The sequence below is a fragment of the Halomonas sp. TA22 genome (genome assembly GCF_013009075.1).
In the GTDB taxonomy this organism is placed as follows: domain Bacteria; phylum Pseudomonadota; class Gammaproteobacteria; order Pseudomonadales; family Halomonadaceae; genus TA22.
Genome location: NZ_CP053108.1, coordinates 1,055,086 through 1,070,826 on the forward strand (window position 1 = coordinate 1,055,086; position 15,741 = coordinate 1,070,826).

Sequence of the window (15,741 nt, forward strand, 5' to 3'; positions counted from 1 at the left end):
TATCACGCGCTAGTACTCACTGCCCGCCGTGCCGGCCGCGGGGCGGGTGGCGAGCCGCTCCGATTCGGGTATCACATCCACCTCGACCTGCAGGGAGTGCTCACCGCCGCCATTCATGACCCCCTTGAGCGGTGCCACGTCGGCATAGTCGCGGCCCCAGCCGATCACCAGATGACGCTCGCCGGGAAGATTGCCATTGGTCGGGTCGATATCCAGCCACCCCCATCCGGGCAGGAAGACCGAGCACCAGGCGTGAGAGGCATCGGCACCGATCAGTCGCGGTTGTCCCGCCGGCGGCTGGGTTTCGAGATAACCGCTGACATAGCGGGCCGCCAGGCCAATCGAGCGCAGGCAGCCGATTGCCAGGTGGGCGAAGTCCTGACATACCCCGCGCCGCTCGGCGAGCACCTCGGTCAATGGCGTGGCCAGAGTGGTGAACGCTGGATCGTAGACGAACTCTTCGAAGATGCGCCGATTGAGTTCCTGCACTGCCTCGAGCAGCGACCTGCCCGGCGTGAAGCTCTCGGCGGCATAAGCGGCGAGTTCGGCATTGCGCTTGACGAACGGCGAGTCGAGCCGGAACTGCCTCGCTTCAAGCGCTTCGGCGTAGCAGCGCTTGTCCAGCGCCTTATGGCATATCTCCCACGTAGGCATCTTGCCCGGCAGTGCCGGGCGCGGCAGTGACTGGAACCGGGTGCGTACGGTGACCTCGAATTCGCGATGGATCTCCTGAATGGCGAAGTAGAGCACCCGATTGCCGAAAAAGTCACGGTGCTCGGCCTGTACCGCCGGCGCCGGGTTGATCGCGAGTTGCGACGCCTCGCAGCACTGCCAGTCCAGCTGGCGCGGCAACAGCCGCGCCTCGCTGTGGCACAGGGTGACCGGCGCGCTGTAGCGATAACGGGTCGTATGGCGGACGTCGTAGATCACGGTTGCACCTGCATCTTGAGCAGTTGGTGCGGACTCTCGGAATGACTCAGGTGGCTATGACTGATCGCATCCGAAAGCGTCGAGAGCGGTACGATCAAGGCATCGATCAGCGCCTCGAGCGCCTGGTGGGCCTGCTCGGAGCGATCCAGCTCGCTGAGACTGGCGATATCGGCCAGGTGCAACGTCGAGGTGGCACGGATGATCAGGCGCGTCTCCACGCTACGGTAGGGCGTTCCTTCCGGCTGCGGCAGACGCTCGATCTGCCGACCCAGACGCTTGAGCATGTAGCCCACCGAGCGCGGATTGCCCTCGTCGAACAGCAGCAGGTCGAGGATCGCCGTGGGGTGCAGCTCGCCGCGGTAACGGCGCCGGTAGGCAGTGAAGTTGTCGGTGGTCGCCAGCACCACCTCCCACAGCGGCACTCCTGGGGTGCGCGCCGTGATCAAGGCCAGTCTGAGCAGCGCCAGCAGCGACAGGATGCGCTCGATGAAGCGGCCGATATCCATGAAGCGCCAGCCGTAGTGGTGCGGCATGGTCTCGTTGCACAGCCCGAAGAAGGCGGCGAGCTGTGAAATGACATCCTCGCTGGCGCGCCGCCCGGCACCCACGGCGGGCATCTGCTCGAAACTGGCGATGCGCTGGCGAAGCTGGTTCAGAGTTCGCCAGGAGTCATCGCCCAGGTGATCGCGTACCGCGCGGGCATTACGCAGCATGTGCTGGAAGATCGTCGGCAGACCCAGTGTCGACTCCACGTCGAAGAGACTAAGCAGATGGGCGCGCTGCGTGGCGAAGCGCTCCCGCGGAGAGCCCTCCGCAGCAGGCGGCTGCATCTCGAGGACTACGAACAGATCAGCCAGGATGCTATCGGTCAGTCCCTCCTGGTCGTACTCGAGCAGGTGCAACAGCGCCTCGCGCAGCAACCGCGTCCGGGCATCCAGCCGCTCACCATAGCGGCCTACCCAGAATAGGCTGTCGGCCACCCGGCTCGGCATGTCATCGCCATCACGGGTGGTCACGATCGGCCCGGTGGCCTGGCGCAACTGGCTGATGTGCGGCTGCGGCGCGCTGGCCATCACCCACACGTCCTTGACCACCTCGCTCTGCAGCGACGGCGTGCCCGGCGCGCCGACCCAGGCAAGCCCGCCAGGCATCACACGATAGGGGGCACGACCGGCGGGCTCCTCGCCTTCAGGATCGAGGGTGGTGAAACAGCGCAGATTGAGTGGCTGCGGCACGAGGCGGCGCAACTCCGCGTCGAACACCGGCGTCGTCGAGGGCGTCACTGGACGTTCAGCAACAAAACGTGAAGGGGTGGCTTGAATGCGCTGGCGCAGCGCAGCGGCTTGCGCCGATGCCAGCTCACGCGGCGAGATGGCCAGGGCGCCAGGCTCGGTCTCGCGAAAATCGAGTTCGTCGAAATCTGCAAGGGCCCACTCGAGAGCGCTCGGCTCGCCACACCAGCCGCTTTCCGGTCCGGCCAGGCGTAGCGGCTCGTCAAGCAGGTGCTGGCAGAGGGTGGACAGGTAAGGCGCAAGGCCGGGATGTTCGAGAACGCCGACCCCCAGGGCATTGGACATCGCCACCCCACCGCTGCGCACCGCCTGCAACAGCCCCGGCACGCCCAGGCTGGAGTCGCCTCGCAACTCCAGCGGGTCGCACCAGCGGTCGTCGAGCTGGCGCAGGATCACGTCCACCGGTTTGAGGCCGCCCAGGGTGCGAATCCATACCTGGGCGTCGCGCACCACCAGATCGAGCCCCTCGACCAGCGAGACATTGAGGTAGTTGGCGAGGTAGGCGTGCTCGAAATAGCGCGGGCTGCCGGGGCCCGGTGTCAGCAGCACCAGCGTTGGGTGCTCTCGATGATGCCGGGCCTGAGCGACCAAGGTACGGTGATCAGCCTCGTGGAAGCCGGCCAGGCGCCGCAACGGAGCATCGCGATACACCTCGGGCATGGCCCGCGCCAACAGGATACGGTTTTCCAGGGCGAAGCCGGTACCCGACGGTGCCTGCAGACGATCCGTCATTACCCGCCACTCGCCCTTGGCGTCGCGCACCAGATCGATACCGTGAAAGATCAGCCCCGCACGTCCATTGGCCAGCGTCTGATCGCAGGCGAGCAGAAAGCCACTGTGCTCGAGAATCAGCTCGGGCGGCAACAGGCCCTCCTCCAGCAGCCGCCGCGGCCCGTAGAGATCGGTCAGGATCGCCGACAGCAATCGGCTACGCTGCTCAAGCCCGGCTTCTAGGCGCTGCCACTCCTCCATGCCCACCACCAGCGGCAGCGGGTCGATCCGCCAGCCACGTCCCAGGGTGTCGCCATGCATGTTGAAGGTAACGCCATTGTCGTAGAGCAGCCGCTGCACCTCCTCGGCGCGAGCGATCAGGCCGTCGCGGCCAAGATTGCCAAGCGACGCCAGCACCGACTCCCAGCCCGGCCGCAAGCGGCCATCGGCGGCGAGCATGGCATCGAAGCCCGCTCCGCCGCCGTAGCCTTGCAGCAGCACGCGTACTTCAGGCGTAAGTAGGGAGTCGTGTGTCAGCATGGGCAACGTCTTGTCAGCATTGGCCGCAGGTAGGCGTGGTGCTCTGCATTATCGGCCATCGGGCCGTATCATATCATCTGATTAACGCCACCCGGCGGGGCCTATTCTCGATGCAGCCCCCTCTGGCTGGCGTGACTGACGCTCAGGGCTGCCAGCGCAGGTCGAGGGTAGCCGGCAGCTCGAGACTCGGCTCCTCGGGCGGCGCCTCTCGCGGCCCCTGAGAGTGGCCTGCGGTCCAGAAGCGTGCCAGGCGTCGCGCTTCCGCCTCGTTGGCATTGACCGGAAAACTCTCATAGTTGCGCCCCGCCGGGTGCGACACATGATAGGTGCAGCCCCCCACCGAGCGGCCATTCCAGGTATCGATCACATCGAAGACCAGCGGGGCATGGACCGGGATGCGCGGGTGCAGCGCCGAGGGTGGCTGCCAGGCCCGGTAGCGTACGCCCGCGACCCCCTCGCCGGCGCGCCCGCCGGTAACCTTGAGCGGCACGCGGCGGCCATTGCAGGCCACCACGAAGCGATCGCCATGCAGACCCTCGACCTTGACCTGCAGGCGCTCAACCGACGAGTCGACGTAGCGCGCCGTACCGCTGCCGGTGGCCTCCTCGCCAAGAACATGCCACGGCTCGATGGCCTGACGCAGCTCCAGACGCAGCTGCGGCGTCTCGAGGCGACCTTGCACCGGGAAGCGGAACTCCAGAAACGGTGCGAACCACTGCAGGTCGAAGTCGAAGCCGTGAGCCTTCAGATCCTCGATCACCTCGCCCAGGTCGCTCCACAGATAGTGAGGCAGCATCCAGCGGTCGTGCAACGTGGTGCCCCAGCGCACCGGACGCTTGCGGTATGGCGCCTGCCAGCAGCGCGCCACCAGGGCACGGATCAGCAGCATCTGGATCAGGCTCATGCGCGGGTGCGGCGGCATCTCGAAACCGCGCAACTCGAGCAGTCCCAGCCGCCCGCTTTCGCTGTCCGGCGAGTAGAGCTTGTCGATGCAGAATTCGGCACGATGGGTATTGCCGGTGATGTCGGTAAGCAGATGACGCAGCAGCCGATCGACCAGCCACGGCTGGGCGACCTCTCCGTGCGGCATCTGCTGCAGGGCGATCTCGAGCTCGTAGAGCGACTCGTGACGCGCCTCATCGACCCGCGGCGCCTGGCTGGTGGGACCGATGAACATGCCCGAAAAAAGATACGACAGGCTCGGGTGGTGCTGCCAGAACGTGACCAGGCTGGCGAGCAGGTCGGGGCGACGCAGGAAGGGGGAGTCCTCGGGGGTGGCGCCGCCCAGGGTGACGTGGTTGCCGCCGCCGGTTCCGGTATGACGGCCATCGAGCATGAACTTTTCCGTCCCCAGGCGCGTCTGCCGCGCCTCCTCGTAGAGGATGGTGGTGTTCTCGACCAGCGCCGGCCAATCTGCCGCCGGCATGATGTTGACCTCGATCACCCCGGGGTCGGGAGTGATCAGGAACTTCTCGAGGCGAGGATCGGCGGGCGGTGGATAACCTTCGATGGCCACCGGCATGCGCAGTTGCGACGCGGTGTTCTCGATGGTCGCAATGAGATCCATGTAGTGCGAAAGCCGCGTCAGCGGCGGCAGGAACACGAATAGCCGCCCTTCGCGCGCCTCGACGCACAGGCTGGTGTGGATTACCTCGTCATGGCTGTCCTGCTCGGCGTTCGGCTGCTCCTGCACGTTCTGCCCGGGCGAGAGATGGTGCAGGCCATGGGCCTCCTCGCCAAGGGCGGTCTGCATTTCGCTGTAGCGTCGCGCCACCTCGCCATGCACATCGCCCAACGCCGCACGAGGCGCGAACAGCGATTCGGGGATCACCGGCTCGGACCGCTCGATCCAGGGCAGCGCCGCCAGCGGCAGGCGCAGCCCCATCGGCGAGTCACCGGGAACCAGATAGAGATGTTCACGCTTGAGCGGCCAGGCCCCGCTCTCCCAGCGGTGCTCGCGACCTCTGGCATGTCGTAGCGGCAGCGCATAGCCCACCACCGCGCCTAGGCCGCGCTCCAGCAGCTGCGCCAGGCGGCGCCGCTCGGCATCGTCGTTCAGATCGGCCTTACGCGGGTCGACGTTGGCCGGCAGAGTGCCCTCGCGCCACAGGTAGTAGTAGGCATCCTCGTAGGCCGGCACCAGATGGCCGGCATCGACACCGAGGCGCCTAACCAACGCCTCGGAGAACTGCAGCGCCTCACGCTCGCCATGGCCGGGGGCGTTGCGATCGTCGGCGAGCCAGCGTCCCTCGCGCCACAGCGGCACGCCATCCTTGCGCCAGTAGCAGGCCAGTGCCCAGCGCGGTAGCGGCTCGCCGGGATACCATTTGCCCTGCTGATACTGCAGCACCCCGCCTGGCGCGAAGTGGCCGCGCAAGCGCTCAAGCAATTCTCCGGCCAGCTTGCGCTTGGTGGAGCCGAGGGCTGCAACCGTCCATTCGGCACCATCCATGTCGTCGATGGAGACGAAGGTCGGCTCGCCGCCCAGCGTCAAGCGCACATCTCCTGCCGCCAGCACTTGATCGACCTGGAGGCCGAGGACGTCGATCGCGGCCCATTGGGCGTCGCTATAGGGTTGCGTGACACGGGGCGTCTCGTGAATGCGCGTCACCTGCATCTCGACATCGAACTGCACCTCGCACTTCTCTGACGTGCCCGTGATCGGCGCGGCACTTCCCGGCGACGGCGTGGCTGCCAGCGGGATATGCCCTTCGCCGGCCAGCATGCCGGAGGTCGGATCAAGGCCGATCCAACCGGCACCCGGCAGGTAGACTTCGGTCCAGGCGTGCAGATCGGTGAAGTCATTTTCCGGCCCCGAGGGGCCATCCAGTGCCTTCACATCCGGTGCCAGCTGAATCAGATAGCCGGAGACGAAGCGCGAGGCCAGCCCCAGGTGGCGCAGGATCTGCACCAGCAGCCAGGCACTGTCGCGGCACGAGCCTCTGGCGTTGGCAAGCGTCTCCTCGCAGCTCTGCACGCCGGCCTCCATGCGTACCAGGTAGGCGATGTCTCGCTGCAGCCGCTGATTTAACTCAACCAGAAAACTCACCGTCGGGACGGGGTCGCGCGTTACCTCGGCAAGCCAGCCCTGCAGCAGCGCCCCCTGTTCGTGTACCTCGAGGTAGGGCTGCAGCTCCTTGCGCAGCGAATCCGAATAGACAAATGGGAACTGCTCCGCCTCCTCCTCGATGAAGAAATCGAAGGGGTTGATCACCGTCATCGGCGCGATGACCTCGACCTCGACCTCGAGCTGGGAGAGCTTTTCCGGGAACACCACCCGGGCGATGAAGTTGCCGAACGGGTCCTGCTGCCAGTTGAGGAAGTGCGGCCCACCCGACACCTTGAGCGAGTAGGCGTCGATGGTGGTGCGGCTGTGCGGCGCCGGGCGCAGCCGTATCATGTGCGGCGACAGGCCGACGGGGCGGTCGAAGCGATAGGAGGTACGGTGCTTCAAGGCGACGCGTATGGTCATAGGGGCCTCGGTGGCATGCTTTGATCACCGGCAAGCCTTGCCGGCACCCGATTCTCGTGGCAACCCGATCGCACCAGTCGCGCAAGGAGACTCATCACGAGGCAAGTATCGTTCCATTTTCGTCAGCCGACAGTCTTTTTTACCGGCTTGGACGCTCAGGGCTCACTCGCGCCGCTCGTCTATCGCGCCGATTTGCACCATACCATCTCGCTACTTCTTGCCATCTCAGCGGCATGCACCACGCAGGGGCAGGCGATAGCGAATCAGTGCCGTGTCAAGGTGAGCTTGCCTGGCAATTTGTGTCCAGTGAGTGGCAAGCGCGCCCTATCGCGGGGTTCTGGTACAGCGCTTGCACAGTAGATGGTTGCAAATCGAAAACTTTGGTTACCGACGGTGAGCAGCCACGCTCCATCCTGACTATGCTCAATCAAGACGAGTCCGGCCCGAGCCGGTCACAGGGAGACGCCGATGCGCCAGGTGGATTGGAAGCAGTATCGCTGCGATGACTTTTACGACGAGCTGATGGTGTCACCTGGCATACCGCGGGATGCCGCCAGGATGTTGTGCGAAGTGCTGGCGGGATTCGACTCGGAGGAGCTCGCCGAGCGCAAGACGGCGGCAGAGATCGCTATCCGCACCATGGGCATTACCTTCACTGTCTACTCCGAGGGCAGCATGATCGACCGCGCCTGGCCCTTCGATATCGTGCCGAGGATCATTCCCGCCAGCGAGTGGCGGCGAACCGAGGCAGGGCTCAAGCAGCGCGTCGAGGCACTCAATCTGTTCATCGACGACCTCTACCACGATCAGAAGGTGGTGAAGGATGGCGTGCTGCCCGCCGAGGTATTGGCGCAGTCGGTCAATTTCCGCCCCCAGTGCGTGGGTATTTCTCCTCCCCACCGCATATGGGCGCATGTCTGCGGCTCCGACCTGGTGCGCGACAAGGATGGCACCCTCTATGTGCTCGAGGACAACCTGCGCATTCCCTCCGGCGTCTCCTACATGCTCGAGAATCGCAACGTCACCAAGCGCGTGCTGCCCGAGCTGTTCGCCACCGGACGCATCCTGCCGGTGGACGACTACGTGCCGCACCTCTACGACATGCTAGCCAGCATGTCGCCACGCTCCGGTGACGAGCCCAGGGTGGTATTGCTCACTCCCGGCATCTATAACTCCGCCTACTACGAGCATGCCTACCTCGCCCAGCAGATGGGTATCGAGCTGGTGCAGGGTCCCGACCTGATGGTGGACGACGACGATATCGTCTACATGCGCACCGTCGAGGGGCTGAGTCGTGTCGATGTCATCTACCGGCGCGTCGACGACCTGTTTCTCGACCCTGAAGCGTTCAACAAGGATTCGGTGCTCGGTGTTCCCGGCCTGATGCGCGCCTGGCGCAACGGCAAGGTGGCACTGGCCAATGCACCGGGCGCCGGAGTCGCCGACGACAAGGTGGTCTACGCCTTCGTCCCGGCACTGATCCGCTACTACCTCGACCAGGAGCCGCTGCTGCCCAACGTCCCCAGCCATCTGTGCATGTTCGAGGAGGACCGGCGTTACGTGCTCGATCACCTCGATGAGCTGGTGGTCAAGCCGGCCAACGAATCCGGCGGTTACGGCATGCTGATCGGACCACGCGCCACCCCCGCCGAGCGCGAGGAGTTTGCCGAACGCATCAAGGCGGACCCGCGCAACTACATGGCCCAACCCACCCTGGCGCTCTCCACTACGCCGACGCTCTGCGATGGAAGCCCCGAGCCACGGCATATCGATCTGCGCCCCTTCATTCTTTCCGGACCGGAGCCCCATGTGACCATGGGCGGGTTGACACGAGTGGCGCTGGTCAAGGGCTCGCTGGTGGTCAACTCCTCCCAGGGGGGAGGTAGCAAGGATACCTGGATCGTCGAGACCGAGGGGGAGTAAGGCCATGCTGTCGAGAGTCGCCGAGAACCTGTACTGGATGGCGCGCTATATCGAGCGCGCCGAGGATACCGCCCGCCTGATCAGCGTCAGCAGCCACCTACTGCTCGATCTGCCCCGCGAGGTATCGCTGGGCTGGTCGACGCTCATCGACATCACCGGCAGCGCCGAGATATACGACGGGCTGCACACCACCCGCGACGAACGCAACGTGCTGCACTTCCTATGTGCCGAGCGCAGCTACGGCGGTTCGATCCTCTCCGCGCTGGGCAATGCCCGCGAGAACCTGCGCACTACCCGCGACGTGGTGCCCCGCGAGATCTGGGAACAGATCAATCAGCTCTACATGACAATCAGCGAGCAAGCCGAGAGTGGGCTCAAGCCAAGGCGACGCGACGCCTTTCTCAAGAATGTGATCCGTGGTTGCCAGACGCTGACCGGTCTTATCGAGGGCACCATGAGCCACGATCTGGCGCGTACCTTCATCGAGATGGGCCGGCACCTGGAGCGCGCCGACATGACCACGCGCATTCTCGATGTACGCTCGGCCAACCTGCTGCCGAAGAATCCCGATGACCTGCTGCCCTTCGAGAATCTGCAGTGGATGAGCGTGCTCAAGTCGCTGACGGCCTATCAGATGTATCGCCAGAACGTTCGCGTACGGGTGCGCGGGCCCGACGTCCTGCGCTTTCTGCTGCAGGACCGCTACTTGCCGCGTTCGGTCTCCCGCGGCCTGCAGGAGCTCGCCTGGGAGCTGGAAACCCTGCCCCACCACGACCGCGCCCTGGCCACCGCCACCCTGGTGCGCGCCGAGGTCGCCGAGGCCGATATACAAGCCCTGGCCAACTCTCCGGATGAGCTGCACCGCTTCATCGACGAACTGCAGATCGGTTTCAGTCGCTTGCACGATGTCATTGCGGCAAGCTACTTCCCCCATCTGGAGGAGTCGCCATTGCCGCACCAGATCCAGGCACACCAGAACGAGAATGAGGAGGATGACTGAGCCAAGGCCTCAAGAACGGCGTGACGAACGCTGGCGCGTCACCAGCGTGTCGATATAGGCAAGCTTGTCGCGGATTGGCGGCGTGATCACTTCGGGCACCAGGTCGAGCAGCCCCATCTCACGGTTCATCTCGTTCATGGCAAGCCCCACCTGCTGGAACGCGAACAGCATGCCGTCGAGGCTGGTGTCGTAGCGAATGCGTGCAAGCCCCATGTCGCGGGCGGTATCGAGTACGGCGACGATATCGAGGTAGAAGGCGAAGGTCTCGGCGAAATCCTCCCAAGGGTGCATGGTGGCGTAGGCGGAGACATGCCGCTCAGCCCAGTCCTCGGGCGCTCCCTGCGCATAGTAGTGCTCGATGGCCTCGGCATAGCTCGGGTTGTCATGATCGCCGAACACCTTGAGGCAAGCCGCTTCATCGCGCCCCTTGACCAGCACATCCCAGTAGTAGTGGCCGATCTCATGGCGGAAATGGCCGATCAACGTGCGGTGCGACTCGTTCATGTCGACGCGCAGGCGCTCCCGCTCGGCGTCGTCGGCCTCCTTGAGGTTGATCGTGATATGCCCGTTGGCATGGCCAGTATAGACCGTGTTCCGGCCCACCGGTCGCCATAGCCCGGCATCGGGGAGCGAATCGGCCATGAACGAGAAGTAGAGTGGCGGCTCGACCCCCTCCCCCTCGATACCGCGAGGAAGCTCAATCAGGTCGAGCAGATAGATCAAGCGACGCTTGGCGCTCTCCAGCACCGCCCAGCGCTCGCGGTGCCCCTCGATGGAGAGGTCGGGAATCACCTTGTTGTGGCGACAGCAGTCGCACAGCAGATCGGCTTCGTGCTTACCGTTCATCTCCACCATGCGATTGCATACGTCTTCCACCGCATAGTTATGGCACTTCAGAAGTTCCGCGCCGCATGTCTTCTCGGCGCAGCGGTAGCCCCCCTTGGGCAGGGGTATCAGTGCCACGATGCGCTTGCAGGCCGGACACCAGCCCACTTCGGACTCACAGGCCAGGCACAGCGTATTGTCGAAGAAAAGCAGATTGTCGCAACGACACTGATAGGTATGCATACTATGCCCTCCTGGCAATCACCCAGCTTCTGCGCTCCTAGCATGGCCGAAACCGCCTTGCGTGGCGAGCATCCGAAGCAGCCCTTTTGCCGCTGGCCAGGCTTGACCGTACAATGCCGAGCTAGTCAACACTTTCATCATTCGAAGGAACCGCCGGTCCCATGCGTGCCAGCCAACTACTGCTCTCCACCCTCAAGGAAACGCCCGCCGATGCCGAGGTGATCAGCCATCAGCTGATGCTGCGCGCGGGGATGATTCGCCGCCTGACGTCGGGCCTCTACACCTGGCTGCCGATCGGCCTGCGTACATTGCGCAAGGTAGAGCGCATCGTGCGCGAGGAGATGGATCGCGCCGGCGCCCAGGAGGTGTTGATGCCGGCAGTGCAGCCTGCCGAGCTGTGGCAGGAGTCGGGCCGCTGGGAGCAGTATGGCCCGGAGCTGCTGCGCATCAAGGATCGCCATACGCGAGACTACTGCGTTGGCCCGACTCATGAGGAGGTGATCACCGACCTGGTCCGCCGCGAGATCGCAAGCTACAAGCAGTTACCGGCCAACTTCTATCAGATTCAGACCAAATTCCGCGATGAGATCCGTCCGCGTTTCGGGGTGATGCGCTCGCGCGAGTTCATCATGAAGGATGCCTACTCGTTCCATATCGACGAAGCGTCGCTGCTCGACACCTACCAGGCGGTGTATGACGCCTACGTGCGCATCTTCACCCGATTGGGGCTCGACTTCCGCCCGGTGCTGGCCGACAACGGCTCGATCGGCGGCACCGGCTCGCACGAGTTCCACGTGCTGGCCGACTCCGGCGAGGACGATATCGTCTTCTCCACCGAGTCCGACTACGCCGCCAACATCGAGAAGGCCGAAGCGCTGCCGGCGCCGCTCGGCACGAACCCCGAACGTGCCGCTCCGAGCGAGGAGCTGCGCCTGGTCGACACCCCCGATGCCAAGACCATCGCCGCACTGGTCGAACAGCATGGCCTACCCATCGAGAAGACCATCAAGACGCTGATGGTGCATGCCGCCCAGGGTGGGTTGGTCGCCCTGCTGATCCGTGGCGACCACGAGCTCAACGGGATCAAGGCCGAGAACCTGCCCGAAGTGGCGGCACCGCTGACCATGGCAAGCGAGGAGGAGATCCGCGCGGCAGTGGGTGCCGGCCCAGGCTCGCTGGGACCAGTGAATCTCGATATGCCAATCGTCGTCGATCGCAGCGTGGCACTGATGAGCGACTTCGGCGCCGGTGCCAACATTGACGGCAAGCACTACTTCGGTATCAACTGGGAGCGCGACGTCGCCCTGCCCCAGGTCGCCGACCTGCGCAACGTGGTCGAGGGCGATCCCTCACCGGACGGCAAGGGCACGCTTGCGATCAAGCGCGGCATCGAGGTGGGTCATGTGTTCCAACTCGGCCGCAAGTACTCCGAGTCGATGAACGCCACCGTACTCGACGAGAACGGCAAGACAACCCACCCGTGGATGGGCTGCTACGGTATCGGCGTGACCCGCGTGGTCGCCTCGGCCATCGAGCAGAATCACGATGACGCTGGGATCATCTGGCCGGATGCCATCGCCCCCTTCGAGGTGATGCTGGTGCCGATGAATGCCCACAAGTCCGTGCGCGTGCGCGAGACTAGCGAGCGCCTCTATGCCGAGCTGAGCGCCGCGGGGCTCGATGTGCTGCTCGACGACCGTGACACCCGCCCGGGCGTCAAGTTCGCCGACCAGGAGCTGATCGGCATTCCGCACCGCCTGGTGATCGGCGATCGCAGCCTCGACAACGGCGAACTCGAGTACAAGGGGCGGCGCGACAGCGAGGCGACCATGGTCCCTGCCGACAGCATTGTCGACTTCCTACTTGAGAAGGTCGCCCGCTAAGCGCCTGGCGGCCCCCTGCTTGGTGGCCGTCCTGCTCGGTGGCGCTCTGCTTGGGGGATGGCATGGCCCGGCGCTGGCCGAGAGTCGCCATTCGGTCACTCCAGCGCTGCGCAACACCTTGGAGAGCGTGCTCTCCGAGGCGCCCAGCCCGGAGCAGATCTGGGCCTCGCGGCAGTGGATCGACAGCATGGAGCCGCGCCTGGCGCGCTTCGTCTCCGATCCCGAGCTGCGCCTGCTGCTAGTGCAGCGCATCTATCAGGAAGCGCGGCTTGCCGGGCTGGCGCCGGAGATCGTGCTGGCGGTGATTCAAGTGGAGAGCGCCTTCAAGCCCGAGGCGATCTCCTCCGCCGGAGCGGTGGGGCTGATGCAGATCATGCCGTTCTGGATCGCCGAACTGGGGCGCTCCGCCGATGATCTGCGCGACCCGCTGCTCAACCTGCGCTATGGCTGCACCATCCTTGCCCATTACCTGGAGGTCGAGCGAGGCGATCTGACCCGGGCGCTGGCGCGCTACAATGGCAGTCGCGGCCAGACCTGGTATCCGGAGCGGGTAATGCGTGCCTGGCGCCAGCACTGGTGGTTTGCGCATTGAGTGAGGCAAGCCTTACCGAGCCTTGCGACGGCCATGCAGGAGATGTCCGGCGAGCGGTGCAAGAAGCAACGCCGGAGCCAACAGCGTGAAGCCGATACGCTCCTCATAGCGTGTCGAGAAGAGACTCTGCTCGATTGCCACGAGGGTACTTGCCAAGCCAATAGCCACCGCCACGATCAGCAGCACGAACCAGAGAGAGTGGCACTTTCTTAGCCCCTCGCCTCCTTGGCGCAGATACGCCAATGCCAAGCGCCAGGCCGCCGCGATACCGATGAGCTTGAACAGCATGCCAATGTCGAAAACGATGAGTATCGGCCGTGGGTCGGGTATCGGATAAGCCACATACGTGAGCGGCACCAGCAGCCCCATGAGCAGCGTCAAGGGCAGCAACAGCAGCAGAATTTCGGCGATCATTATCCACCTTGCGCGTGCTTTGCTCATCCCGCCTCCCCCTGTGCCAGAAACGCGCGAGTCGCATCGGCCAGTTGCCTCGGTGCAGTAAAGACCAGAGTATGCGCCACGTCGGGGATGACCAGCAGCTCGCCGCGAGGCAGCCGGCTTGCCATCATTTCGCTGAAGGCCTGATGTGTGATTGGATCGAACTCGCCGCGTATCACTAGAGCAGGAGCCTCTATCGTCGGCAGTTTTTCCTCGATGGGGTCGGTCACCTGAAAGATATAGGAGCGAATCATGCGCCACAGCCCTGCCTTGCGATAATCATCGATGGTGACGTCGCCAAGCATCTCCGGGTTGTAGGGTTCGTTTTGGCGCCAGCGGACGAACTGCCAGAAAGTGGAGCGTTCGTCGGGCGGCGTGGTCGGCCCCTGAAGCAGCAAGCGGTCGACGAACTGCGGATAGCGCGAAGCGATCTCGATGATGACCTGGCAACCAAACGAGTTGCCCAGAAACGAGGCGCGTGGAAGGTCGATCGCCTCCATCCAGGCCACTATCCAGTCGGCCATCTGGGCAATATCGAGCACTTCACCGGGGTCGTCGCTATCGCCGTAGCCGGGGATGTCGGGTACGAAGACATGGAAATCATTCGTCAACTCGCGGGCGGTGGGGATCATGTACTGGCTCGAGAGCCCCGATCCGTGCATGAGGATGAGGGGGGCGGCTTCGTCCGGCGCCGTATCGACCGACACCAATGCATGCATTGTGATGCCATCGACCTGAGTAAAAAGCGACTGCAACGGCCCGCGGTCCATCCACTCCGATTGGGGCGGAAGTTCCGGGGCCAGTGCCTCGCCATTGTCGTCATTACACCCCGTCAGCAGTAGTGCCGTGCCGCCAAGGCCGGCCAGGCGAAGAAATTCACGACGATTCATATGTCCCCGCTATGCATGGCTCTCGCTTCCTTCCTGGATCGTATGAGTTCCTCTTCATAGTAGGTAGCATACCCTGCGCTTCGCCAATGTTCAGGCATAAAAAAGCCGGCCCAATTGGGCCGGCGACAGGGGGCACAGCCCCCTCCCCTGACGACGCGTTTCGCTAGTCCTGCCGCTCTCCGTGACGCTTGTGATCGAGCATGACGAAGCCGATCCAGCCGCCCATGAAAGCGAGCATGAGACCAACGGTGACCAACCCGAAGATGACGGCAGTATCCCAGTACATGTTGTGTCCTCCCGTTGCGTTGCGATGAGGCCACTGTAGCGGTAATGGAGGAATAAAATCTGACCTGGGTCAACTTGGCACTCGGCCAGGTGCCGCCTCTCGGCCGAACTTGATCTGGGTCAGATTAACGCTGCAATTGCGCCGTTCACCGCCTCACAGGAGCTTGCGATCCTCGACCTGGGTGTGGTCGACATCGGCCGGCAACGGGTGCCCCTTGGCAAGCTCGGCCCGGGTAGCGTCGCGGATACTCAATACCTCGAGCTGGTAGCTGAGACACTCCCCCGCCAGAGGATGGTTGGTATCGATCTTGACCTGCTCTACGCCGACCTCGAGCACGGTGACGATCTGCGGGCCATCATCGCCCTGGGTCTGAAAGCGCATGCCGGCACTCAAATCGTCGATGGGGAAGGCGCTGCGGGAGACCTCCTGCACCAGCGCTTCGTCGCGCAGGCCATAGGCCTCGACGGGCATCAGCGTCACATTGAGCCTGGCCCCTTCGCCCTGCCCCTCCAGGGCACGTTCGAGCCCGGCAACGATATTGTGATGGCCATGCAGGTACTCCAGGGGCGTCTGACGAGTGCGCGAATCGTCAAGCACGGTCCCTGAGGCATCGCGCAGTACATAGTGTAGGCGGACCACCCGTTGCGGCGTTATGGTCATGGGAGTCGACTCCGTGACAGTGCGCCCATCCTGACGGCGGGCGTTATAAGTAAAGG

Annotated in this window: 12 protein-coding genes; 4 read left to right on the forward strand and 8 right to left on the reverse strand. The window is 64.2% G+C overall.

Features of this window, described 5'->3' with window-relative positions; translation table 11 throughout:
* Positions 1–9: 9 nt before the first annotated feature.
* The 3 genes from HJD22_RS04960 to HJD22_RS04970 form a co-directional block, all read right to left on the reverse strand.
* Positions 10–930, reverse strand: a complete 921-nt coding sequence (locus tag HJD22_RS04960) for a transglutaminase family protein (protein WP_208654418.1) — start codon at positions 928–930, stop codon at positions 10–12.
* A complete protein-coding gene (locus tag HJD22_RS04965) occupies positions 927–3,473 on the reverse strand; it encodes a circularly permuted type 2 ATP-grasp protein (protein ID WP_208654419.1) in 2,547 nt (848 codons plus the stop codon). Before HJD22_RS04965 ends, HJD22_RS04960 begins: the two co-directional genes overlap by 4 nt.
* Before the next feature lie 142 nt (positions 3,474–3,615).
* Positions 3,616–6,945 carry a DUF2126 domain-containing protein gene (locus HJD22_RS04970; RefSeq protein WP_208654420.1) on the reverse strand — a complete coding sequence of 1,110 codons (3,330 nt, stop codon included), beginning with the start codon at positions 6,943–6,945 and terminating at the stop codon, positions 3,616–3,618.
* Between the two features lie 468 nt (positions 6,946–7,413).
* On the opposite strand from HJD22_RS04970, the gene HJD22_RS04975 reads away from it, so the two are divergent.
* Both HJD22_RS04975 and HJD22_RS04980 read left to right on the forward strand, forming a co-directional pair.
* Entirely contained in the window at positions 7,414–8,868 is a 1,455-nt protein-coding gene (locus HJD22_RS04975; protein ID WP_208654421.1) for a circularly permuted type 2 ATP-grasp protein, read from the forward strand.
* A 4-nt stretch (positions 8,869–8,872) separates the two neighbouring features.
* Positions 8,873–9,868, forward strand: a complete 996-nt coding sequence (locus tag HJD22_RS04980; protein WP_208654422.1) for an alpha-E domain-containing protein — start codon at positions 8,873–8,875, stop codon at positions 9,866–9,868.
* A 9-nt stretch (positions 9,869–9,877) separates the two neighbouring features.
* On the opposite strand, the gene HJD22_RS04985 is transcribed toward HJD22_RS04980, so the two are convergent.
* On the reverse strand, positions 9,878–10,936 hold the full coding sequence (locus HJD22_RS04985; protein WP_208654423.1) for a putative zinc-binding metallopeptidase: 1,059 nt from the start codon (positions 10,934–10,936) through the stop codon (positions 9,878–9,880).
* A 161-nt stretch (positions 10,937–11,097) separates the two neighbouring features.
* Between HJD22_RS04985 and HJD22_RS04990 the strand changes: the two genes are divergently transcribed.
* Both HJD22_RS04990 and HJD22_RS04995 read left to right on the forward strand, forming a co-directional pair.
* Positions 11,098–12,819, forward strand: a complete 1,722-nt coding sequence (locus HJD22_RS04990; RefSeq protein ID WP_208654424.1) for a proline--tRNA ligase — start codon at positions 11,098–11,100, stop codon at positions 12,817–12,819.
* Positions 12,820–12,925: 106 nt separating this feature from the next.
* Positions 12,926–13,411 (forward strand): lytic transglycosylase domain-containing protein, encoded by a 486-nt coding sequence (locus tag HJD22_RS04995; protein ID WP_248730110.1) that lies wholly within the window; start codon positions 12,926–12,928, stop codon positions 13,409–13,411.
* A 12-nt stretch (positions 13,412–13,423) separates the two neighbouring features.
* Here the strand turns inward: HJD22_RS04995 and HJD22_RS05000 are convergent, their stop codons facing one another.
* From HJD22_RS05000 to HJD22_RS05010, 4 genes are all read right to left on the reverse strand, one after another.
* Entirely contained in the window at positions 13,424–13,852 is a 429-nt protein-coding gene (locus tag HJD22_RS05000; RefSeq protein ID WP_208654425.1) for a hypothetical protein, read from the reverse strand.
* A complete protein-coding gene (locus HJD22_RS05005) occupies positions 13,849–14,739 on the reverse strand; it encodes an alpha/beta fold hydrolase (protein ID WP_208654426.1) in 891 nt (296 codons plus the stop codon). Before HJD22_RS05005 ends, HJD22_RS05000 begins: the two co-directional genes overlap by 4 nt.
* A gap of 163 nt (positions 14,740–14,902) precedes the next feature.
* On the reverse strand, positions 14,903–15,025 hold the full coding sequence (ccoM, locus tag HJD22_RS17955) for a cytochrome c oxidase subunit CcoM (protein ID WP_283101568.1): 123 nt from the start codon (positions 15,023–15,025) through the stop codon (positions 14,903–14,905).
* Between the two features lie 153 nt (positions 15,026–15,178).
* Positions 15,179–15,685 (reverse strand): peptidylprolyl isomerase, encoded by a 507-nt coding sequence (locus tag HJD22_RS05010; protein ID WP_208654427.1) that lies wholly within the window; start codon positions 15,683–15,685, stop codon positions 15,179–15,181.
* Positions 15,686–15,741: the final 56 nt, after the last annotated feature.